18 protein-coding genes, 1 tRNA gene and 1 pseudogene are annotated in these 19,715 nt (G+C 70.1%); 8 read left to right on the plus strand and 12 right to left on the minus strand.

The genetic code is table 11. The features are described from left to right. Positions 1-111: 111 nt before the first annotated feature. Both C503_RS0135245 and crgA read right to left on the minus strand, forming a co-directional pair. Positions 112-534 (minus strand): PH domain-containing protein, encoded by a 423-nt coding sequence (locus C503_RS0135245; protein WP_018686926.1) that lies wholly within the window; start codon positions 532-534, stop codon positions 112-114. A 115-nt stretch (positions 535-649) separates the two neighbouring features. Next, positions 650-916: a cell division protein CrgA gene (gene crgA, locus C503_RS0135250; RefSeq protein WP_018686927.1), complete on the minus strand. Its 267-nt coding sequence runs from the start codon at positions 914-916 to the stop codon at positions 650-652. A gap of 146 nt (positions 917-1,062) precedes the next feature. Between crgA and C503_RS0135255 the strand changes: the two genes are divergently transcribed. Together C503_RS0135255 and C503_RS47090 are read left to right on the plus strand one after the other, a co-directional pair. Further along, complete coding sequence (locus tag C503_RS0135255; RefSeq protein ID WP_018686928.1) at positions 1,063-1,953, plus strand: class E sortase; 891 nt, start codon at positions 1,063-1,065, stop codon at positions 1,951-1,953. Continuing rightward, positions 1,953-2,111, plus strand: a complete 159-nt coding sequence (locus C503_RS47090; RefSeq protein ID WP_018686929.1) for a hypothetical protein — start codon at positions 1,953-1,955, stop codon at positions 2,109-2,111. Before C503_RS0135255 ends, C503_RS47090 begins: the two co-directional genes overlap by 1 nt. Before the next feature lie 30 nt (positions 2,112-2,141). On the opposite strand, the pseudogene C503_RS46490 reads toward C503_RS47090, so the two are convergent. Further along, positions 2,142-2,417 (minus strand): annotated as a pseudogene (locus C503_RS46490) (hypothetical protein); the annotation flags it as partial. On the opposite strand from C503_RS46490, the gene C503_RS0135265 reads away from it, so the two are divergent. Further along, complete coding sequence (locus C503_RS0135265; protein ID WP_018686930.1) at positions 2,416-3,066, plus strand: aminodeoxychorismate/anthranilate synthase component II; 651 nt, start codon at positions 2,416-2,418, stop codon at positions 3,064-3,066. The pseudogene C503_RS46490 and the gene C503_RS0135265 overlap by 2 nt on opposite strands. A gap of 58 nt (positions 3,067-3,124) precedes the next feature. On the opposite strand, the gene pknB is transcribed toward C503_RS0135265, so the two are convergent. The 7 genes from pknB to C503_RS0135300 form a co-directional block, all read right to left on the minus strand. Further along, positions 3,125-5,131, minus strand: coding sequence for a Stk1 family PASTA domain-containing Ser/Thr kinase (gene pknB / locus C503_RS0135270; protein WP_018686931.1), 2,007 nt, complete (start codon positions 5,129-5,131; stop codon positions 3,125-3,127). 112 nt (positions 5,132-5,243) lie between these two features. After that, entirely contained in the window at positions 5,244-6,731 is a 1,488-nt protein-coding gene (locus C503_RS0135275) for a serine/threonine-protein kinase (protein ID WP_018686932.1), read from the minus strand. A 3-nt stretch (positions 6,732-6,734) separates the two neighbouring features. After that, a complete protein-coding gene (locus tag C503_RS0135280) occupies positions 6,735-8,225 on the minus strand; it encodes a peptidoglycan D,D-transpeptidase FtsI family protein (protein ID WP_018686933.1) in 1,491 nt (496 codons plus the stop codon). After that, positions 8,222-9,694, minus strand: coding sequence for an FtsW/RodA/SpoVE family cell cycle protein (locus C503_RS0135285; RefSeq protein WP_018686934.1), 1,473 nt, complete (start codon positions 9,692-9,694; stop codon positions 8,222-8,224). Before C503_RS0135285 ends, C503_RS0135280 begins: the two co-directional genes overlap by 4 nt. After that, positions 9,694-11,193: a PP2C family protein-serine/threonine phosphatase gene (locus C503_RS0135290; RefSeq protein ID WP_018686935.1), complete on the minus strand. Its 1,500-nt coding sequence runs from the start codon at positions 11,191-11,193 to the stop codon at positions 9,694-9,696. The genes C503_RS0135285 and C503_RS0135290 overlap by 1 nt, the downstream gene beginning before the upstream one ends. Continuing rightward, on the minus strand, positions 11,190-11,645 hold the full coding sequence (locus C503_RS0135295) for an FHA domain-containing protein FhaB/FipA (RefSeq protein ID WP_018686936.1): 456 nt from the start codon (positions 11,643-11,645) through the stop codon (positions 11,190-11,192). Before C503_RS0135295 ends, C503_RS0135290 begins: the two co-directional genes overlap by 4 nt. A gap of 201 nt (positions 11,646-11,846) precedes the next feature. Next, positions 11,847-13,043 (minus strand): FHA domain-containing protein, encoded by a 1,197-nt coding sequence (locus C503_RS0135300; protein WP_018686937.1) that lies wholly within the window; start codon positions 13,041-13,043, stop codon positions 11,847-11,849. Positions 13,044-13,172: 129 nt separating this feature from the next. On the opposite strand from C503_RS0135300, the gene C503_RS0135305 reads away from it, so the two are divergent. From C503_RS0135305 to C503_RS0135320, 4 genes are all read left to right on the plus strand, one after another. After that, positions 13,173-13,255 (plus strand) — tRNA-Leu (locus C503_RS0135305). 387 nt (positions 13,256-13,642) lie between these two features. Further along, positions 13,643-14,656, plus strand: a complete 1,014-nt coding sequence (locus C503_RS0135310) for an esterase-like activity of phytase family protein (protein ID WP_211222517.1) — start codon at positions 13,643-13,645, stop codon at positions 14,654-14,656. Between the two features lie 456 nt (positions 14,657-15,112). Further along, a complete protein-coding gene (locus C503_RS0135315) occupies positions 15,113-15,727 on the plus strand; it encodes a hypothetical protein (protein ID WP_026317025.1) in 615 nt (204 codons plus the stop codon). Between the two features lie 3 nt (positions 15,728-15,730). Further along, on the plus strand, positions 15,731-16,396 hold the full coding sequence (locus tag C503_RS0135320; protein ID WP_018686940.1) for an NAD(P)H-binding protein: 666 nt from the start codon (positions 15,731-15,733) through the stop codon (positions 16,394-16,396). Here C503_RS0135320 and C503_RS0135325 read toward each other — a convergent pair. Beyond that, positions 16,360-17,685 carry a D-arabinono-1,4-lactone oxidase gene (locus C503_RS0135325; protein WP_018686941.1) on the minus strand — a complete coding sequence of 442 codons (1,326 nt, stop codon included), beginning with the start codon at positions 17,683-17,685 and terminating at the stop codon, positions 16,360-16,362. The two genes, C503_RS0135320 and C503_RS0135325, sit on opposite strands and share 37 nt — an antisense overlap. 53 nt (positions 17,686-17,738) lie before the next feature. Here C503_RS0135325 and C503_RS0135330 point away from each other — a divergent pair, with 53 nt between their 5' ends. Further along, a complete protein-coding gene (locus C503_RS0135330; protein WP_018686942.1) occupies positions 17,739-18,968 on the plus strand; it encodes an amino acid deaminase/aldolase in 1,230 nt (409 codons plus the stop codon). Here the strand turns inward: C503_RS0135330 and C503_RS0135335 are convergent. Beyond that, entirely contained in the window at positions 18,965-19,519 is a 555-nt protein-coding gene (locus tag C503_RS0135335; protein WP_018686943.1) for a TetR family transcriptional regulator, read from the minus strand. The two genes, C503_RS0135330 and C503_RS0135335, sit on opposite strands and share 4 nt — an antisense overlap. Between the last annotated feature and the right edge of the window lie 196 nt (positions 19,520-19,715).

A 19,715-nucleotide genomic window follows, 5' to 3' on the forward strand; every position in this document is an offset into this window, starting at 1 on the left:
GGCCGCACGGGCGGAAAGCCCAAGTACAACCCGGTACGTGCGGCTTCCCGCCCGCACGCCCAGAGACCACGCGGATCACGAATCCCGCGCACCAGACTTACCGGACAGCGCCTAGGCGCGGAGCCCGAGCAGGTCCTGGACGACGTCCTGCGGGTCGGCGCCCAGGTCGAGGCGGCCGAGCAGCACCAGCGCTGGCTGTTCGGCGTTGTCGGCGTCGATCTCCACCGCGGTGGTCTCCCGGCCCAGCCTGCGGGTGACCGCGAGCCGGACCCGGACCTCGTCCCACCGCCACTGCCGACGCCCGGCGATCCCTCGAACGGTGATCCCGATCGAGTCGGCCGCCAAGCGCGGCCGCAGCAGCGTGCCCGCCAGCGACAGGGCAGCGAGCAGGACTGCCGCCAAGATCAGCAGCAGCCTGCCTCTCGTGTCCTCGATCAGCACCGCTACCAGGGCGGATGCCGTCGCGAGCAGCCAACCGACGACGAGTACGCGGGGCTCGGTGGCCCACTCGCGGGGGGTGTTCTCAGCAGTCACCGGAATTTATCCACAGGAGTTATCCACAATGGGGATGAGTTACATCCGTGTGGTTCAGTCACTATCCGCTGAACGGACCAGTACCCGTTGCGCTGCGTGGTGACCCCCGGTCGGGCTACCGCCAACGCATGGTCATCAGCAGACCCGCGATCATCAGGGAGAACCCGATCGCGAAGTTCCAGTTGCCGAGATCCATCATGAATGGGATTTTCTCCCCGGCGATGTAGTTCACGACCAGCCAGGCCAAGCCGATCAGCATGATGCCAAGCATCACGATGATGTAGATCGGGTGTGACGGTCCGGCGGGCTTCACCTTGACCGGCGTGCGGCGATCGGCCGGAGGGGTGTACACGGCCTTCTTGCGGACCTTGGACTTCGGCATGCTGTCCTCGCCTGACGTGATGCGTTGGGTGCGGTCGAGCTGGCATGGCGCAACTACCGCCGGTGCAACACGTTAACGTAGCTGAGTAGTGCGGCGAATCACCAGTCGCCAACGATGTTGATTCCGCACGTCGGAGAGGAGCCCGCGTGACCACCCTGGACACCGGCGGCCCGCCAGCGGACGGGCTGCTGAGCCCGGAGGACCCGCCCCGGCGGCCGGAACGCGTGCGCACGGTCGTGCGGGGCATCGGTGAACTGCTGATCACGGCGGGTCTGGTGGTGCTGCTCTTCGTCGTCTACGAGGTCTACGTGACCGACCTCGTGTCCGCGGGCAAGCAGCGGGACGCCACCGCGGCGCTGGACGACACCTGGAAGGACGGCGGCGGTGGCGTGGACACCGTGCCCGGCCCGGAGCGTGTCGAGCGGTTCAACGGCCTGAACGAGGGTTCGGGATTCGCCAAGATGTACATCCCCGCGTTCGGCGCGGATTACGACTTCACGATTATCGAGGGAACGACGGAGAAATCCCTGGAGATCGGCCCCGGCCATTACCGCGGCACGGCCTACCCGGGCGAGCCGGGCAACTTCGCCGTCGCGGGCCACCGGGTCGGCAAGGGTGCCCCGTTCAACGACATCGACCTGCTGAACTCCTGCGACGCGATCGTGGTCGAGACGCACTACAGCTGGTTCATCTACCGGGTGCTGCCCAAGGGCGACGAGGTCCAGGGCTGGGCCGCGGGCAAAGGTGCCGCCGACCCGCGCTGCCAGGGCGTGGCGCCGCTCGGCGGCCCGTACGCCGGGCTGGTCGGGCAGGAGATCGTCCGTCCCACCCAGGGCGAGGTCATCGCCCCGGTGCCGGGCAAGTCGGGCGCCGCGGCCAGCGCGGGCGAGCGGGCCACGCTGATGACGCTGACCACCTGCCACCCGCGCTTCTCCGACCGCCAGCGGCTGATCGTGCACGCGGTGATGGTGAAGCAATGGGCCAAGGACCCGGCCAAGCCGGGCGAGACGCCACCCGAGTTGAAGGAGACCAGCTGATGTACGGGTGGATCTGGCGGCACCTGCCGGGGCCTACGATGGTGCGGGTGCTCACCTCGGTGGTGCTGGTGGCAGGCGTGGTGGCGCTGTTGATGTTCGTGGTGTTCCCGTGGGTGGAGCCGAAGCTGCCGTTCAACCAGGTGACGACCCAGCAGTAGCCGCCCGGAGGCCAAGGCCCCGACGGTGAGTTCGGCCCGCACCGGCACCCCGCGTCCACCGGTCGCGGCGAGGAAGGGCGGCAGGTCCTGATTGCGGGCCATCGCCAACGTGGTGCGACCGATGCCCGCGATCAACGCCAGCAGCGCGCCCAGGCTCGCGGCGGCCGCGCCGATCCGAACCAGCGGGGTGAGCGCGGGATATCCGGCGACGGTCAACAGATCGGCCAGCGGTGCGGTTGCGGCAGCGAGTCGGTTAGGCGACAACTCAGGGGCGTTTCGTCGGGGTGGGCGGTAGGTTGGCGCCATGCGCGTCCTGGTCGTCGACAACTACGACAGCTTCGTCTACAACCTCGTCCAGTACCTGGCCCAGCTCGGCGCCGAGTGCGAGGTGCGGCGCAATGACGCCCCCGAACTGCTCGCCGACGATGTGCTCGACGGGTTTGACGGAGTGCTGGTTAGTCCGGGGCCGAGTACGCCGGAGCGGGCCGGGCACAGCATCGAGGTGATCAAGCGGTGTGCGGCCGCGCGGGTGCCGGTGCTCGGGGTGTGTCTGGGGCACCAGGCGATCGGGGTGGCGTGGGGGGCCACGGTCGATCGGGCGCCGGAGTTGTTGCACGGTAAGACGAGTCGGGTGTTCCACTCCGGGAACGGGGTGTTGGTCGGTGTGCCGGATCCGTTCACGGCCACCCGCTACCACTCGTTGACCGTGGTGCCGGAGACCATTCCGGATGCCGAGTTCGAGGTCACCTGTCGGACCGAGAGTGGGGTCGTGATGGGGATGCGGCACCGCGAGCTGCCGGTCGAGGGGGTGCAGTTCCATCCCGAGTCCGTGCTCACCGATGGCGGGCACCGGATGCTGGCCAACTGGATGGCCGCGGCCGGGCACCCGGTGGCCGAGGCCCGGGTCGCCGAGTTGGAGCGCGCCATGCGGGAGCTCACTCGCGCGCTGGCCTGAGCCGACGGATACGAAAGGGCCCTCCCGGGGAACCGGGAGGGCCCTTCACGTTCAGCGGCTAGCGGTTGGTCGGGAACGTCGGGATGGTGGGCTGGTTGCGTGCCTTCCCGATCGCCACGCCGATGGTGGCGCCCTTGTCGATCTTGTCGCCGGGCTGCTGCTGCTGCTCGATGATCTTGCCGACCTCGTCCGGGTCGTTGGTCCACTGCTCGACCGCGTTCAGCGTGCCGCTCCAGCCGCGCTGGCGCAGGGCGTTCTCCGCCTCCTGGCGGGACTTGCCGGTCAGGTCCGGCATCTCGATCTCGATCTTGTCGCCCTTGGAGACGTTCAGCGTGACCGTGCTGTTCTTGGCCAGCTTCCCGCTCTTCGGCGACTGGTCGACGACCTGGTCCGCTGGCTGGTCCGAGGACACGTCCTTGCGCTGCACCTTGAACCCGGCCGAGGTCAGGTTCTTGGACGCGGTGTCGAAGTCCTGGCCGACCAGGTTCGGCACGTCCACCGCGTCCGGGCCCTTGCCGATGATCAGCTTGATCTGGGTGCCCGGGGCCACCGACTGGCCTGCCGCCGGGCTGGTGCCGACGACCTTGCCGATCTGGTTCTGGTCGTCGGTCGGTGACTCGTCGGTGGTGGGCGCGACGGTGAACTTGGCCTGCTGCAGCATGGTCGTGGCGTCCTGCGGGGTCTTGCCGCTCACGTCCGGCACCGGCACCTTGCCCGGGGCGGTACCGACCTTGATGGTCACCCGGTCGCCCTTGCGGACCGTGGTGTTCGGCGCCGGGTTGGTGTCCACCACCTTGCCGATCGAGTCCGCGGTGCAGGTGCCCGCGGGCGGGCTGTCGCCGGTCTGGTCGCAGATCACCGGCTCGCGCTGCACCTGCAGGCCGAGCTTGTTCAGCGTCGAGTCCGCGTCCGCGACCGCCTGGGCGCGCACGTCCGGCATGGCGAACGAGTCGCTGCCCGAGGGCTTGTCCTGGTCTCGGGACAGCAGGATGAGCAGCACGCCGACGAGCGCGAGGACGATCAGCACCACCAGCGCGATGAGCCAGTTCTTGCGCCGCTTGCGCCTGCGCTCGTCTTCCTCGTCGTAGTTGTTGTAGCTGTCGTAGTCGTCGGAAACGACCTCCGGCCGGTGCCTGCCGCGCACCTCGGTCGGCCGGTTCGGGGCCGGGCCGCCGAGCACGGCGGTGCGGTCGTCGTCGGTCATCACCATCGGGGCCGCGGGCCGCTGGCCGGAGAGCACCCGCACGATGTCGGTGCGCATCTCGGCCGCCGACTGGTAGCGGTTGGCCGCGCCCTTGGACATCGCCTTGAGCACGATCGCGTCCAGCTGCGGGCTGACCCGCGGGTTGAGCGCGGACGGCGGCTTCGGGTCCTCCCGCACGTGCTGGTAGGCCACCGCGACCGGGGAGTCGCCGGTGAACGGCGGTTCCCCGGTGAGCAGCTCGAACAGCACGCAGCCGGTGGCGTACACGTCGCTGCGGGCGTCCACGGCCTCGCCGCGCGCCTGCTCCGGCGACAGGTACTGGGCCGTCCCTATCACCGCGGCGGTCTGCGTGACGGCGACCTGGCCGTCGGCGACCGCGCGGGCGATGCCGAAGTCCATCACCTTGACCGCGCCGGTCTTGGTGATCATCACGTTGGCTGGCTTGACGTCCCGGTGCACGATGCCGTGCCGGTGGCTGAAGTCCAGCGCGGCGCAGACGTCGGCCATGATCTCCATGGCGCGCTGGCCGGGCAGCGGTCCCTCGGACTTGACGATGTCCCGCAGGGTCCGCCCGTCCACGTACTCCATGACGATGTAGGGCAGCGGCCCGGTCTCGGTGCGGGTCTCGCCGGTGTCGTAGACGGCCACGATCGCCGGGTGGTTGAGCGCGGCGGCGTTCTGCGCCTCGCGCCGGAAGCGCTCCTGGAACTGCGGGTCGCGGGCCAGGTCCTGGCGCAGCACCTTCACCGCGACCTCGCGTCCGAGCCGGACGTCACGGCCGCGGTGGACCTCGGACATGCCGCCGTAGCCGATCGTCTCGCCGATCTCGTAGCGGTTGGAGAGCAGTCGCGGTGTGGTCATCGGTGCGTTGTCCCGCTCCTAGTCAAGTCCTGTCCCATCATGCCTGCTGTCCGCGCGCGGATCGGGCAGGGTCCCGCGCTGTCGGCCCCGTGCCGGGGCCCGGTGGTCGTGGTCATCCCGGGGGCCCGATCTGCGGCCTGCACGTGATTGTGACCGGCGTGCCGCGCTCGACCCGGCCGATCGGCGAGACTTCGACAACCAGGCACGTGCTCGAATCGTCCGGGTGCACCCCGGACTCGGTCAACACCTGGGGTGGCAGCCCCAGGGTGCGCAACCGGGCCTCGACCTCGTACGCCGGGTGTTTGACGTACCGGGTGGGGATGAGGGTGATGGTCCCATCCTCGTCCACTTCCGGCGGGTCCACCGTACGGCTCGGCCGGGTGGTCGTCGGCTGCCCGGCGGGCGGCCCGCCCGGTTCCTCTTCGCTCTGCGGGCGGGTCGAGGTGGTGCGCGGCGACGGGGTGCCCGGCATGCGGTCCCCCGGGTCGTCCGAGCGCAGGATCGCGGGCAGGCCGAAGGCGAGCGCGGCGATCAGCGCCAGGGTGAGCACCACGATCGCCACCCACAGCGGGCCGCGGCCGGAGCGGCGCGGCGGCGAGCCGCCCATCGGGAACGGCCCGGAGGTCGGCGGCAGCCCCGGCGGCACGACCGGCCGCAGCCCGGGGTGGGTACCGGTCGCGTGCGGCACCGGGTGGCCAGGGTGCGGGGTGGCGGGGGCGTGCTGGGCGACCGCCATGGCCAGGCCGGACGGGGCAGGCAGCGGCCTGCCCGCGCGCACCGCGGCCACGGCGGCGGCGAACTCGCCGCCGCTGCTGTAGCGCTGCCGGGGGTCCTTGACCAGAGTCGCCTCGATCACCGCGCGGGCGCCCGGCGGGATGTCCGGCGGCAGCGGCGGCGGGATGTCGCGGATGTGCATCATCGCGACCGTCACCGCGTTCTCGGACAGGAACGGCCTGCGCCCGGCCAGGCACTCGTAGCCGACCACTGCCAGCGAGTACACGTCGCTGGCAGGCTCCGCCTCGTGCCCGAGCGCCTGCTCCGGGGCGATGTAGTGCGCGGTGCCCATGACCATCCCGGACCGGGTGACCGGGGCGGCGTCGGCGGCCTTGGCGATGCCGAAGTCGGTCAGCTTCACCACGCCTGCCGGGGTGATCAGGATGTTGCCCGGCTTGACGTCCCGGTGCACGTAGCCGCGCTCGTGCGCGGCCTGCAGCGCGTGTCCGGCCTGCTCCAGGATGTCCAGCGTGCGCTCGGCCGGGAGCCTGCCCTCCTTGGCCAGGATCGCCGCCAGCGGGTCGCCCTCGACCAGCTCCATCACCAGGTACGCGGTGTCCTGCGGCCCGTCCACGATGGCCGCGGTCTCGCCGTAGTCGTGCACGGCGGCGATGCCCGGGTGGTTGATCGATGCGGTGGTGCGCGCCTCGGTGCGGAAGCGGTGCAGGAACTCGGCGTCGCCGCACAGCTCCGGCTTGAGGACCTTCACCGCGACCAGCCGGTCCAGCCGGGTGTCGGCGGCCTCCCACACCTCGCCCATGCCACCGACCGCTATCCGGCGGGCGAGCCGGTAGCGGTCGGCGAGCAACTGGCCGGAGGTGAGCACGGCTCAGCCACCCCCGTCGAGGTACGCGGTCATGGTGGCGCGGCCGATGGCGGCGGACAGCTTGCCGCCGGTGGCGGCCACGTCCTTGCTCTCCACCACGACCGCCACCGCGATCTTCGGGTTGTCGGCTGGCGCGAACGCCACGTACCAGGCGAACGGCGGGGTGTTCTTCGGGTCGTTGCCGGTCTCCGCGGTGCCGGTCTTGGACGCGATGGTCAGCCCGTCGCGCTTGCCGTCGCCGCCGGTCTTCGACTCCGAGGTGACCATCATGTCGCGCAGCTGCGAGGCGGAGTCGCGGCTCATCGCCCGGCCGAGGCTGTCGGCGTCGAAGCCGGAGATCTCGGACAGGTCCGGGGCCAGGATCGACCGCACCAGCTGCGGCTTCATCCGCTCGCCGCCGTTGGCGATGGTGGCCACGATCTGCGCGTTCTGCAACGGGGTCAGCCGGACGTCGCGCTGCCCGATGCCGGACTGCATCAGCGCGGCCTTGTCGGGCACGTTCAGGCAGGACGAGCTGGGCCCGAGGCAGGACTGCTCGACCGGCATCGGCACGGTGAGATCGTCCTCGCCGATGCCGAACTTGGCCGCCTGGTCGGTCACCTTCTGCGAACCGAGGTCGCCCGCGAGCTGGGCGAAGGAGGTGTTGCAGGACAGCGACAGCGCGACCTCCATGGTCACCCCGTCCGGCGTGCCGTTGCAGTAGCCGCGGTTGTAGTTGCGCAGTTCCGAGCCGCCGACCACGAGCTTGTCGGTTGAGGTCAGCTGGGTGTCCTTGTTCTTGCCGTCGGTCAGCGCGGCCGCGCCGATCACCAGCTTGAACGTGGAGCCGGGCGCGTAGGTCTCGGAGATCGCCCGGTTCAGCATGGGCTTGCGCTTGTCGTCGTTGTAGGTCTTCCAGGCCGCCGCCTGCGCCTCCGTGTCGTGCGCGGACAGCGTGTTCGGGTCGTAGGACGGGGTGCTGACCATGGTCAGGATCTCGCCGGTCTTCGGGTTGAGCGCCACCACGGACCCGGCGAAGCCCGCCTTGTCCATGGCGTTGTACGCGGCGGCCTGCGCGGCCGGGTTGATGGTCAGCTGGATGTTGCCGCCGCGCGGGTCCCGGCCGGTGATCAGGTCCGAGAGCCTGCGCACGAACAGCCGGTCGTCGGAGCCGTTGAGGATCTCGTCCTCGGCGCGCTCCAGGCCGCCCGCGCCGTAGCGCACCGAGTAGAAGCCGGTGACCGGCGCGTACATCGGGGCCTCGTTGTACACCCGCAGATAGCGCAGTCGGTCGTTGGTCTGCTGGACCGTGGCCAGCACCTTGACCTGGTTGTTCTTGTCCGGGGTGACGATCTTGCCGCGCTCCCGGGCGTACTCCTCCAGCAGCACCCGCTTGTTGCGCGGGTCGTTGCGGTAGTCGTCGGCCTTGATGATCTGGATGTAGGTGGCGTTGGCCAGCAGCAGGATGATCATGCCGAGCATGGCCAGGCCGACCCGGCGCAGCGGAGTGTTCATGTCGGCCGCTCCACCATGACGGTGTGTGCCTCGGCGATCGGAGCCTGCGGCACGGGGCGGGGGCGGGAGCCGGTCTGCGGCCTGCGCGCGGCGTCCGAGATGCGCAGCAGGATCGCGACCAGCACGTAGTTCGCCAGCAGCGAGGAACCCCCGTAGGACAGGAACGGCGCGGTGATGCCGGTCATCGGGATGAGCTTGGTGACCCCGCCGACGACCACGAACACCTGCATGATCAGCAGGAAGGACAGGCCGCCGCCGAGCAGCTTGCCGAAGGTGTCGCGCACCGCGAGCGCGCTGCGCATGCCGCGCAGGGCCAGCACGGTGTAGACCATCAGCAGCGCGGCCAGGCCGATGAAGCCAAGCTCCTCGCCGATGGCCGCGGCGATGAAGTCGGTGTTGGCCAACGGCACCAGCTCCGGGCGGCCCGCGCCCAGCCCGGTGCCGCCGACCCCGCCGGTGCCCAGACCGAACAGCGCCTGCGCGATCTGGTAGCCGCCGCCCGCCTGGGCGTAGGTGGCCAGCGGGTCGAACCAGTTGGCCACCCGCTGCTGCACGTGGGTGAACAGCTTGTAGGCCACCACCGCGCCGCCGACGAACAGGGTCAACCCCAGACCGACCCAGATGCCGCGCTCGGTGGCCACGTAGAGCATCACCAGGATGGTGCCGAAGAACAGCAGCGAGGTGCCCAGGTCCTTCTGGAACACCAGCACGCCAAGCGAGCACGCCCAGGCGAACACGACCGGGCCGAGGTCGCGGGCGCGCGGGAGGTCGATGCCCAGCACCCGGCGGCCCGCGGCCATGAACAGGTCGCGCTTGGCGACCAGGAACGCGGCGAAGAACACCAGCAGCAGGATCTTGGAGAACTCGCCCGGCTGCAGCGAGAACGGGCCGACCTTGAGCCAGATCTTGGCGCCGTTGATGGTCGGCGCGATGGCGCTGGGCAGCAACGCGGGCAGTGCCAGCAGCACCAGGCCCACCAGGCCGAAGGTGTAGTGGTACTTGGTCAGCGTGCGGTGGTCCTTGACCACGACCAGCACCGCGAGGAACAGCCCGAGCGCCACCGTGGTCCACAGGATCTGCCGGGGCACGTCGTTGTTGATCTGCTTGCCCGCGCGCAGCGCGACCTCGGTCATGGCCAGGTCGATCCGGTAGATCATGACCAGGCCCAGCCCGTTGAGCAGCGCCACGCACGGCAGGATCAGCGGGTCCGCGTATGGCGCGAACCGCCGGACCGCCACGTGCGCGATGCCGAACAGGCCGAGGAAGGCCAGGCCGTACCAGAAGATGCGGAAGGTGAGCTGCTGTTCCTGGTTGGCCTCCACCAGCATCAGCGCGGCGGAGACCACGATCGCGGCGAACCCGAGCAGGAGCAACTCGGTGCCCCTTCGGGTGGGCGCCGCCGCGGGGTTGACACCCGCGTTGCTCTGCCCGGTCGTCGGACCAACCGCGCCCTGGACCGGAGATGACATCAGCCGCCGCCCTTGTCCTCGGTGTGCGGGTTGCGGCAGTTCACACCCGGCTGCGGAGTCTCCACGACAGAGGATGACGCGGTGCCCGGTGCGGTGGTTGTTCCCGGGGTTCCCTCGGTCGAAGTCGTGACCGGCGCGGTGGTGGTCATCGGGGTGGTGGTGATCGGTGTGGTGGTGATCGGTGTGGTGGTGACGGGCGCGGTGGTGGCCTCGGGGACGGTCGTCGTGGTCGGCGCCGGGGTGGTGGTCTGCGGCGTGTTCAGGGTGTCGCAGTTGGGCAGGCCGTAGGTGCGGCGCAGCTCCTGGATGAAGTCGCGCGCGGCCTTCTCACTGGTGAAGTGGTTGTTGCCGGAGCGCACCTCCTCCTTGCCGAACTGCATGAGGTCGTCGACGTAGAACCGGTCGCACCGGGTCAGCGTGGGATCGCAGGACCCCTGCTTCTGGCTGTTGAGCGACAGGCCGAGCACGTTGCCGCGCACGCCCTGGAAGATGGCGATCTCGCCGTCATCGCCCTCGCCGACGAAGTACTGGTTGTCGACCCAGATCTTGGCCGCCACCACGCCCGCCGCGAGCAGAACCAAAAGCAGCAGCAGGCCGATCACCAGCCGCCGCCGCTTGCGCCGCTTGATCCGCGGGTCCGGCGGCGGGGGCTGCTCGACCTTGCGCGGCTCCGGCCGCGGCGTGGTCATCGCGCTCGCCCGGGACGCGGGGGAGTCCGGCGGCGGGGTCTCGTCCATGCCGTTGCCCGCGGCGCCGCCGATGATCGGGTGGTTGTCGCCGTAGTCGATGTCGACCACGTCGGCCACGATCACGGTCACGTTGTCCGGACCACCGCCGCGCAGCGCCAGCTCGATCATCCGGTCCGCGCACTCCTGCGGGTCCGGGATCTGGATCGCCTCGCTGAGCGTCTCGTGGCTCACCGGCCCGGACAGCCCGTCCGAGCACAGCAGGTAGCGGTCTCCCGGGCGTGCCTCCCGGATCGTCAGGCTCGGCTCCACCTCGTGCCCGGTCAGCGCCTTGAGCAGCAGCGAGCGCTGCGGGTGCGTGGCCGCCTCGTCCTCGGTGATCCGGCCCTCGTCGATCAGCGACTGGACGAACGTGTCGTCGTGCGTGATCTGCGAGAACTGGCCGTTGCGGCGCAGGTAGACCCGCGAGTCGCCGACGTGCACCAGGCCGATCCGGTTCCCCGCGAACAGGATCGCCGACAGCGTCGTGCCCATGCCGTCGAGATCGGGGTCGCCCGCCACCAGCTCGGCGATCGCGCCATTGCCCGCGAGCGTCGCCTCGCGCAACAACCCGAGCAGGTCCTCACCCGGCTCGTCGTCGTCCAACGGCGCCAGCGCGGCGATCACCACCTTGCTGGCGACCTCACCGGCGACGTGGCCGCCCATACCGTCGGCCAGGGAAAGCAGGCGTGGGCCCGCGTACACGGAGTCCTGGTTGTTGGAACGCACCAGGCCCCGGTCGCTGCGGGCCGCGTAACGAAGAACTAGGGTCATGAGCGCAGCTCGATCACCGTCTTGCCGATACGGATCGGGACACCTAGTGGCACCCGGAGTGGTTGGGTGACCTTAGCCCGGTCCAGGTAGGTGCCGTTCGTCGAGCCCAGGTCTTCCACGTACCAGTCGGTCCCGCGCAGCGACAGCCGGGCGTGCCGGGTCGAGGCGTAGTCGTCGTCCAGCACCAGCGTCGAGTCGTCCGCGCGACCCATCAGGATCGGCCTGCCGTCCAGCGTGATCCGCGTCCCGGCCAGCGCGCCGTGCGTCACCACCAGCTGCCGCGGCACCTTGCCCCGCTTGCCCGCCACCGACTTGCGGAAGCCGGGCACCGCCACGCGGAGCCCGGACGCCGCGTAGAGGTCCGACCGGACCACCCGCAGCGCGGCCAGCACGAACAACCAGAGCAGGGCCAGGAATCCCGCTCTGGTCAGCTGCATCACCAACTCAGGCACTTGTTGTGACCGCTCCTGTGCTTCTCACGGTGTCCAACTCGACATGAGGACTGTCCGGGCACGCGCTCGGACAGCCCTCAGGACGTCTGGTCGACCTCGTACGTTGCCTTCGCTCGCCGCCCTCCGGCGGCCCGTGCCGACCGCCTTGCGTGGTGTCTTGGAGCTTCCCCGACCCGAGGACACCGACCCGCGGACCGCCGCTCAGCCCTGGGTGCGGAAGACCAGCGAGGAGTGGCCGATGCGGACCACGTCGCCGTCGGCCAGCTGCCACGTCTGCACCGGGGTGCCGTTGACCGTGGTGCCGTTCGTCGACCCCAGGTCGGCCAGGGTCGCGCTCTGCCCGTCCCAGGTGATCTCCAGGTGCCTGCGCGACACACCGGTGTCCGGCAGCCGGAAGTCGGCGTCCTGGCCCCGGCCCACCACGTTCCCGCCCTGCTTGAGCGAGTAGTTGCGGTTCGAGCCGTCGTCCAGCTGCAGGCTCGCCGACAGCTGCCGCGGACCGGTCTGCACCGCGGGCGGCGCGTAGCCCTGCTGGCCGTACGGGTCCTGCCCGTAGCCCTGCTGCTGCTGGCCGTAGCCCTGGTCGTAACCGCCCTGGTGGCCGTAGCCCTGCTGCTGGCCGTAGCCCTGGTCGTAGCCACCCTGCTGTGGCTGGCCGTAACCCTGGTCATAGCCGCCCTGCTGCTGGCCGTAGCCCTGCTGCTGCTGGCCGTAGCCCTGGTCGTAACCGCCCTGCTGTGGCTGGCCGTAACCCTGGTCATAGCCGCCCTGCTGCTGGCCGTAACCCTGGTCGTAACCGCCGCCGTGCTGCTGGGGCGGCTGCTGGCCGTAGCCTTGACCGTAGTTGGGATCGTTGCCGTACTGGCCCTGGCCGTACCCGTACTGCTGCTGTCCGTACGGGTCGCCATCAGGCGCCTGGCCGTAGCCGGGAGGCTGGCTCATGGATCGGTCTCCTGCGTTGCGGGGTTGTGCCTGCCGTCGGCCCGCCGGTCGGCCCGAGCCGCCGGCTTGCGGCTGGGCCTCCACGTCGGGGTCGACGGACGAGCGGGTTCGGAATTGTCCGGTGTGCAGCGCGTCGGAGCGCTCCAGGGAGACTACGACGTCGCCATAGGTATCCCAGCCGTGCTCGGCGAGATGTTCCGCCACGCAGTCGGCGAGCAGCGCCTTCATCCGGCTCTCGTCGTCGGAGAAGTTCTGGTGGTCGGCCGGGCCGAGCTGCACCACGTAGTGGTTCGGCGCCAACAGCCTCCCACCAGCCAGCTCGCGGACGTTGTCCTCGCCTTCGCGCTGCAGCGCCTGGGCCACTTCCTGGGGCACCACGTTGCCACCGAACACGCGCGCGAAGGTGTTGCCCACGACGTCCTCCAGCTTGCGGTTCAACCGCTGTCCGATGCCCATGAGCCTCCTTCCCGTCCGTGCTCCTGGACCGATCGTATCCGGGTGCGCCGTGCCGGACACGGGTATGTGCGAACCCGGTTTCGGGCCGTGCTAGAGTTCTGCTCGTCCCGCTGAGGGACACCACCACTCGGGCGAGTGGCGGAATGGCAGACGCGCACGGTTCAGGTCCGTGTGTCCGAAAGGACGTGGGGGTTCAACTCCCCCCTCGCCCACTCGATCCGAGATCCCTCCTGCTCGCAAAAAGCGCTCGCAGGGGGGATCTCGTCATTGTATCTGGGGGCCGAGCCCCCAGACCCCCACGGTGCGGGATTCTCCCGATCCAGCGTGGTGACATCTGGGGCTGAGCCCAGGACCTCACGGTGTGGCATCTCCCGATCCAGCGTGGTGACATCTGGGGCTGAGCCCAGAGCCTCACGGTGTGGCATCTCCCGATCCAGACTGGTGACGTTGGTGGGGGCGTGATCTTTCGGTGGTGATCTCTTCTGGCGGGGGTGGGGTTTGGGGAGGGTTCATCTGGGGGTTGGGGTGTGGAGTGGGGGTGTTCGGGTGCGGTCGTGAAGGTCACTGGTTGGCCTGTTGGATCGACCTTGGGTGGAATCGTGACTGATTCACGTGTTCGTCGGTGGCGGGTGGGGGCTGTGGCCGGGGTGGTGGCCGCGGCGTTGGGTGTGGTGGTTGTGCCTGGTGTGGCCGGGGCGGCGGGGGTGACCTGGCCGGGCGGTAGCGCGGTGTCCAACGCGGACGCGTCCAACGTGTTCGGGTCGGACCTGAGCGGGCTGTACCTGGAGGGGAGCGTGCTGTGGGGCGCGCAGAACTCCGGGAAGCTGTGGCGGCTGGTGCCGGACGGGGCCGGGAAGTGGAAGCCGGACACGACCAACGGGTGGTCGTCCGGCAAGAAGCTGAAGTTCCCGGGTGGGTCGGGGACGCCGGACAGCGAGGGCGTGACGGTGACCGGGGCGGGGGCCTCGGGCGGGGTGTTCGTCGCCAGTGAACGCAATGGTTCCGGGTCGAGCAGGCTGTCGGTGCTGCGGTACGACGTCAGCGGCAGCTCGACGACGTTGACCGCGACGAAGGAGTGGAACCTGACGTCGAACCTGCCGTCGGTGAGTTCGAACGGCGGGTTCGAGGCGGTCACGTGGGTGCCGGACGGCAGCCTGACCGCGGCGGGCTTCCGGGACGAGTCGACCGGCGCGGCCTACAACCCGGGCGGCTACGGGGCGCACACCGGCGGCGTGTTCTTCGTCGGCGTCGAGGACACCGCGATGGTCTACGGGTTCGTCCTGCAGGACTCGGGGGCGTTCACCAGGGTGGCCTCGATCGACTCCGGCATGGACGGGGTGATGGAGCTGCAGTGGGAGCCGCAGGCGTCGCGGCTGTGGGTGGTCTGCGATGACAACTGCGACGGGGAGCACCGGACGATGAAGGTCGACGGGTTCGGCGCGTTCGCCACCACCGCTGTCTACAAGCGACCCAGCGGGATGCCGAACTACAACAACGAGGGCTACGCGGTGAGCGGTTCCGCCGAGTGCGTCGGCGGGACCAAGCCGGTCTACTGGGCCGACGACAGCAACGACAGCGGCCACGCGCTCCGCAAGGGGACGCTCAGCTGCTGAGGCCGGGTGCCGCCGCTCGCGGTCCGGTTCGGGCCGCGAGCGGTCTTTTTCCACGTCGACACCGAATTTGATGTTGAACGGAGAGTTTCTTCGATCTTCGGATATTTGTTGTGCTGCTGTGGCGCAGCGCACATTTCGCCGCGTGTGACCTGGCGGTCGTTGGGGAACTCGGGGGGCGTTCGCGGCGTTGGGGGAGACGTAGGGTGATTTTTCGCGAGACCGGTGGTCTTGTGGGTCACCCGGACGGCCGCACAGTCGGGCCGAAGTCCGAGTACCGGTCGTCGACCGGTTACCGACCGCTCAGCGCCGCCGGTCGCATGAAGGGGTTCGGGCCCTCTTAATCGTCCCGTCCTGCCTGGTACTCCATTGAAGTACCAATCGACACCTCGGTGATCAGCACGCAACTCGGCTGCGGCGGGCGCGCGGTGGAAGAGAAGGGCGGAGTTCGTGACCGGCATTCCTGGGCGCACGGCGGTAAGCGAGAGTCTGAAGGCGCTGCCCGCGCAGCTGACGCCACCGGTCGAACTCCCTGCCGGGGTCCACGAGCTCGCGGTGCGCGCGGCGGCCGCGCTCGGCTGGTCGGGCACCGTGCTGCCGGAGATGACCCTGCACGGGCGGCGGGTCTGCCTGGTCGCCGATCTCAAGGCCGATGTGCACGCCGAGCGGATCTGCCTCGGCCAGGAGCCGGTCACCGACCGCGCCAGTGTGTCCACCTGGGCCTGGCCGGAGCTCACCGGCCGGGTGCCGGAGCCCGCCGTGCGGATCGTCGGCGCCATCGCGGTCGCCCGGCACTGGCGCACCGGCCTGGCGAACGCGGTGCCGTTCCTGCGTTACGGCGACGCCGCCGTGGTGCTGCCGACCTCGGCCGTGCTCACCCACGACTACCTCGCCAACTGCCTGCCCCGGGCGCGCGCCTACGGCGTCGCGGTGCTCAGCGCCGAGCCCGAGGCCGCGGTCGAGCTGGACCTGCCGGGCCGCCAAGAGCGCGCGTACCCGGAGATGGACGCGCTGTACCGCTGGATCAGCGAGCTCGCCTACGACCAGATTCTCGACAGCGCGGGCGTGGCCTGAGCGATGCGCCTAGTCGTCGCGGGTGGGCACGGCAAGATCGCGCTGCTGCTCACCGAACTCGCCGCCGCGCGCGGCGACACCGTCGTCGGTGTAGTACGTAATCCCGAGCATGTGGTCGATGTGCGTGATCGTGGTGGCGACGCCGTCGTGCTCGATCTCGAAGCGGCGACGGCGGAACAGCTCGCCGTGGTGCTCACCGGCGCGGATGTGGTCGTGTTCGCCGCTGGTGCCGGACCGGGTAGTGGCATCGCGCGCAAGGACACCGTCGACCGCGCCGCGTCCGCGCTGCTGGCTGATGCCGCGGTGCTCGCGGGTGTCCGGCGGTACGTGCAGATCAGCGGGATGGGCCTGGACCGCGTGGTCGAGGACGAGGTCTTCGCCGCCTACCTGCGCGCGAAGGACGCCGCGGAGCGGGATCTGCGCTCGCGCGATCTCGACTGGACGATCCTGCGGCCGGGCAGGCTCGGCGACGACCCGCCGACCGGCCGGGTCGCGCTCGGCCCCACCGTGGGGTACGGCGTGGTGAGCCGGGCCGATGTGGCCGCCGTGCTGCTCGCCATGGTGGACGAGCCGGGCACGGTCGGGCTGACGCTGGAGCTGGTCGCCGGTCCGGATCCGGTCGACGCGGCGGTTCAGTCCGTGATCGGGCCGAGAACCCGGTCGCAGTAAGGGTTCCGGAACCGGCCCTCTGGGTCCACTTCGGACCGGACGCGGGCGAAGTCGGCGAACCGGGGATAGCGGTCGCGCAGGGTCTCCGCGTCGAGGGTGTGCATCTTCCCCCAGTGCGGCCTGCCGCCCACCGCGCCCACGATCGACTCGAACAGGTCGAAGTACGCCCGGTAGGGCATGCCCCGGTACTGGTGGATGGCGATGTAGGCAGAGTCCCGTCGGTACGCGGTCGACAGCCAGATGTCGTCGGCCGCGGCGACGCGCACCTCGACCGGGAACATCACCGGATCGGCCAACGGGGGGACCCGGGTGCGGAGTTCGGCCAGCACCTCGCCGAGCGATTCCCGCGGGATGGCGTACTCCGACTCGACGAACCGAACTCGCCTGCTGGTCACGAAAACCTTGTGTGAGACATCGCTATACGCGCGGGGTGACAGAACAGACGCGGAGAGTTTGTTGAGTGGCCGCACCAGTTTCGGAACCGCGCGGCCGATCCGGCACAGCGTGCCGAACGCCCCGTTCTCCAGCACCTCGTACTCGACGAATTTCCGGAACTTCCCCAACGGGCGGGGTTCGGTGCCCGCGGGGACGCGGTTGTTGCGTTTGGTGAGCGCCAGTCGCCCGTAGGGAAACCAGTAGAACTCGAAATGATCATTTTCGGCGCAGTTCGCCTGCAGCCGTTCCAGCACCGCGTCCAGCGGCTCCGGGCGCTCCTCGGCGGCGAGCACGAACGCCGGTTCGGTGCGCAGGGTCACCGTGCTCAGCACGCCGAGCGCGCCGAGGCCGACCCGGGCGGCGGCGAACAGGTCTGGTCGCTCGGTCGCCGAGCAGCGAGTGATCGTGCCGTCGGCGAGTACCAGTTCCAGGGCGCTGACCTGGGTGGCGATGCCGCCGAGCCGGGCGCCGGTGCCGTGCGTGCCGGTGGCGATCGCGCCCGCGATGGTCTGCGCGTCGATGTCGCCGAGGTTGGCCATGGCCCGGCCGAGCCGGTCCAGTTCGGTGTTGAGCGTGGCCAGGGTGGTGCCCGCGCGCACCGTCACCTCGCCGGTTTCCCGGTCCGCGGCGGTGATCCCGGTCCACCCGGACAGGTCGAGGGCGACGCCGTGCGCCGCGCCGACCGCGGTGAACGAGTGGCCGCTGCCCCGAGCCCGGACGGTCAGTCCGCGTTCGCCCGCCGAGACCACGGCCGCGCCGATCTCCGCGGCACTGCGCGGGGTGCGGACCTCGGTGGCCGTCGCGGATTCGGTCCCGGCCCAGTTTCGCCAGGCCAGTGCGGGTGTGCGTGCCATCGGACCTCCTTGCCAGGAACGCTAAGTGAACGGCATTCACTTTTCAAGACCGGATGTCGTACGGTGGGGGCGTGACGACCGCACGCGACCGCCTGGACCGGGCCACCGCGGACCTCGAACCGCCGCTGGCCGTGGTCGACCTGGACGCCTTCGACCGCAACGCCGCCGACCTCGTCCGCCGCGCGGCGGGCAGGCCGATCCGGGTGGCGAGCAAGTCGGTGCGATGTCGGTACCTCCTGGAGCGGGCGCTGCGGAAACCGGGGTTCGCCGGGGTGATGAGCTACGCGCTCCCGGAAGCGCTGTGGCTGCACCGGTCCTGGGCGGACACCGATCTCGCGGACACCGACATCCTGGTGGCCTACCCGACCACCGACCACTCGGCGCTGCGCGCGCTGGCCGCCGACCCGGGCGCCCGGCGGGTCGTGTCGATCATGGTGGACTCGGTGGCGCACCTGGACCTGGTGGACGCCGCGCTCGGCGCGGACCACCCGGAGATCCGGGTGTGCGTCGAGCTCGACGTGTCCTGGCGGCCGGTCCGCGGCAGCGGCAAGGTGCACATCGGCGCCCGCCGCTCCCCGGTCTTCACTCCGGAGCAGGCCGCCGGGCTCGCCGCCGCGATCGTGGCCCGGCCGGGTTTCCGCCTGGTCGGCGTGATGGGTTACGAAGGTCAGATCGCGGGCATGGGCGACAACCCCGGTAACCCGGTGCGCGGTGCGGTCCTGCGGTGGGTGCAGCGCGGCTCGGCGCGCGAGTTGGTCGGCAGGCGGGTCGATGCGGTGCGCGCGGTGTCGGCGTTGGCACCGTTGGAGTTCGTCAATGGCGGTGGCACCGGCAGCATCGAGATCACCCGGGCCGACCCGTCGGTCACCGAGATCGCCGCCGGGTCCGGCCTGATCGGCCCCCGGCTGTTCGACCACTACACCCGCTTCGCGCCGGATCCCGCCGTGTTGTTCGCTGCGCCGGTGGTGCGCAGGCCCGCGCCCGGTGTGGCAACACTTTTCTCGGGCGGCTACCTGGCTTCCGGTCCGGCTGACCGGGCCCGGTTGCCCCAGCCCTATCTGCCGGACGGCCTACGACTGTTGTCTCTGGAAGGCGCGGGGGAAGTGCAGACACCGGTCACCGGTGCGGCCGCCGACGCGTTGAAGGTCGGCGACCGCGTGTGGCTGCGGCACGCGAAGGCGGGCGAGCTCGCGGAGCGGTTCACCGCGTACCACGTGATCGAGGGCGATCAGGTGACCTCGATCGTGCCCACCTACCGCGGCGAAGGCCGCAGCTTCGGTTAGCGAGCAGACTCCATCTGCCCCGACAGGTAGCCGCGCACCACCATCTTCGCCTCGGCGATCACCGTCTCCTCGGGGAAGAGCGCGCGCCGGAAGGCCAGGTTGAGGATGCCGTCGGCGATCTCGTTGGCCACCGCGACCGGCAGCCGGATCCGCTCGACCGGGATTTCGAAGCGCTCGGCGAGGAACTCGGCCATCTTCTCCGCGATCACCGTGTTGTTGTCCCGCTCGCCGTCGATCAGCCGCAGGTCCACCACGTCGCCGAAGCGGATCCGGCTGAACCCGGGGACCTCGCGGTACATCCGCACGTAGCTGTCGAAGATCAGGTCGGCGCCGTCCCACCAGTGCTGCAGCGGCGACTCGTCCAGCCGCCGGGCTATCTCGGTCATGAACTGGTCGAGGTTGCGCTGGGTCAGCGCCTGCACCACGGCCCGTTTATCCGGGAAGAACTGGTAGAGCGACCCGACCGCCACCCCGGCACGTTCGGCGATGAGCGTGGTGGTGACGCCGTCGTAGCCGAGTTCGTCGACCAGCTCCGCACAGGCTTCGAGCATCCGCTGTACACGCTTGGCACTGCGCTGTTGCACAGGCTGACGGCGGAGTGGGGTAGGGCTGGCCACAGCGTCTCCTCCTGATCGCGACGGTAGATCTGCCCGTCCAACGACTGAAAGAGACGCACGAAGCGGTCCGCGGCCTACTTAGGGAAGCGAATTCACAAATTACCTGAGGGTAACCGAATGTTGGTACCGC

The organism is Actinokineospora enzanensis DSM 44649 (assembly GCF_000374445.1).
In the GTDB taxonomy this organism is placed as follows: Bacteria; Actinomycetota; Actinomycetes; order Mycobacteriales; family Pseudonocardiaceae; genus Actinokineospora; species Actinokineospora enzanensis.

What these genes read in the sequence shown, in the direction of transcription:
- crgA (WP_018686927.1), bottom strand. Translation starts at nt 916, where the DNA reads ATGCCGAAGTCCAAGGTCCGCAAGAAGGCCGTGTACACCCCTCCGGCC.
- C503_RS47090 (WP_018686929.1), top strand. Translation starts at nt 1,953, where the DNA reads ATGTACGGGTGGATCTGGCGGCACCTGCCGGGGCCTACGATGGTGCGG.
- C503_RS0135265 (WP_018686930.1), top strand. Translation starts at nt 2,416, where the DNA reads ATGCGCGTCCTGGTCGTCGACAACTACGACAGCTTCGTCTACAACCTC.
- pknB (WP_018686931.1), bottom strand. Translation starts at nt 5,131, where the DNA reads ATGACCACACCGCGACTGCTCTCCAACCGCTACGAGATCGGCGAGACG.
- C503_RS0135280 (WP_018686933.1), bottom strand. Translation starts at nt 8,225, where the DNA reads ATGAACACTCCGCTGCGCCGGGTCGGCCTGGCCATGCTCGGCATGATC.
- C503_RS0135285 (WP_018686934.1), bottom strand. Translation starts at nt 9,694, where the DNA reads ATGTCATCTCCGGTCCAGGGCGCGGTTGGTCCGACGACCGGGCAGAGC.
- C503_RS0135290 (WP_018686935.1), bottom strand. Translation starts at nt 11,193, where the DNA reads ATGACCCTAGTTCTTCGTTACGCGGCCCGCAGCGACCGGGGCCTGGTG.
- C503_RS0135300 (WP_018686937.1), bottom strand. Translation starts at nt 13,043, where the DNA reads ATGGGCATCGGACAGCGGTTGAACCGCAAGCTGGAGGACGTCGTGGGC.
- C503_RS0135320 (WP_018686940.1), top strand. Translation starts at nt 15,731, where the DNA reads ATGCGCCTAGTCGTCGCGGGTGGGCACGGCAAGATCGCGCTGCTGCTC.
- C503_RS0135325 (WP_018686941.1), bottom strand. Translation starts at nt 17,685, where the DNA reads ATGGCACGCACACCCGCACTGGCCTGGCGAAACTGGGCCGGGACCGAA.
- C503_RS0135330 (WP_018686942.1), top strand. Translation starts at nt 17,739, where the DNA reads ATGTCGTACGGTGGGGGCGTGACGACCGCACGCGACCGCCTGGACCGG.
- C503_RS0135335 (WP_018686943.1), bottom strand. Translation starts at nt 19,519, where the DNA reads ATGCTCGAAGCCTGTGCGGAGCTGGTCGACGAACTCGGCTACGACGGC.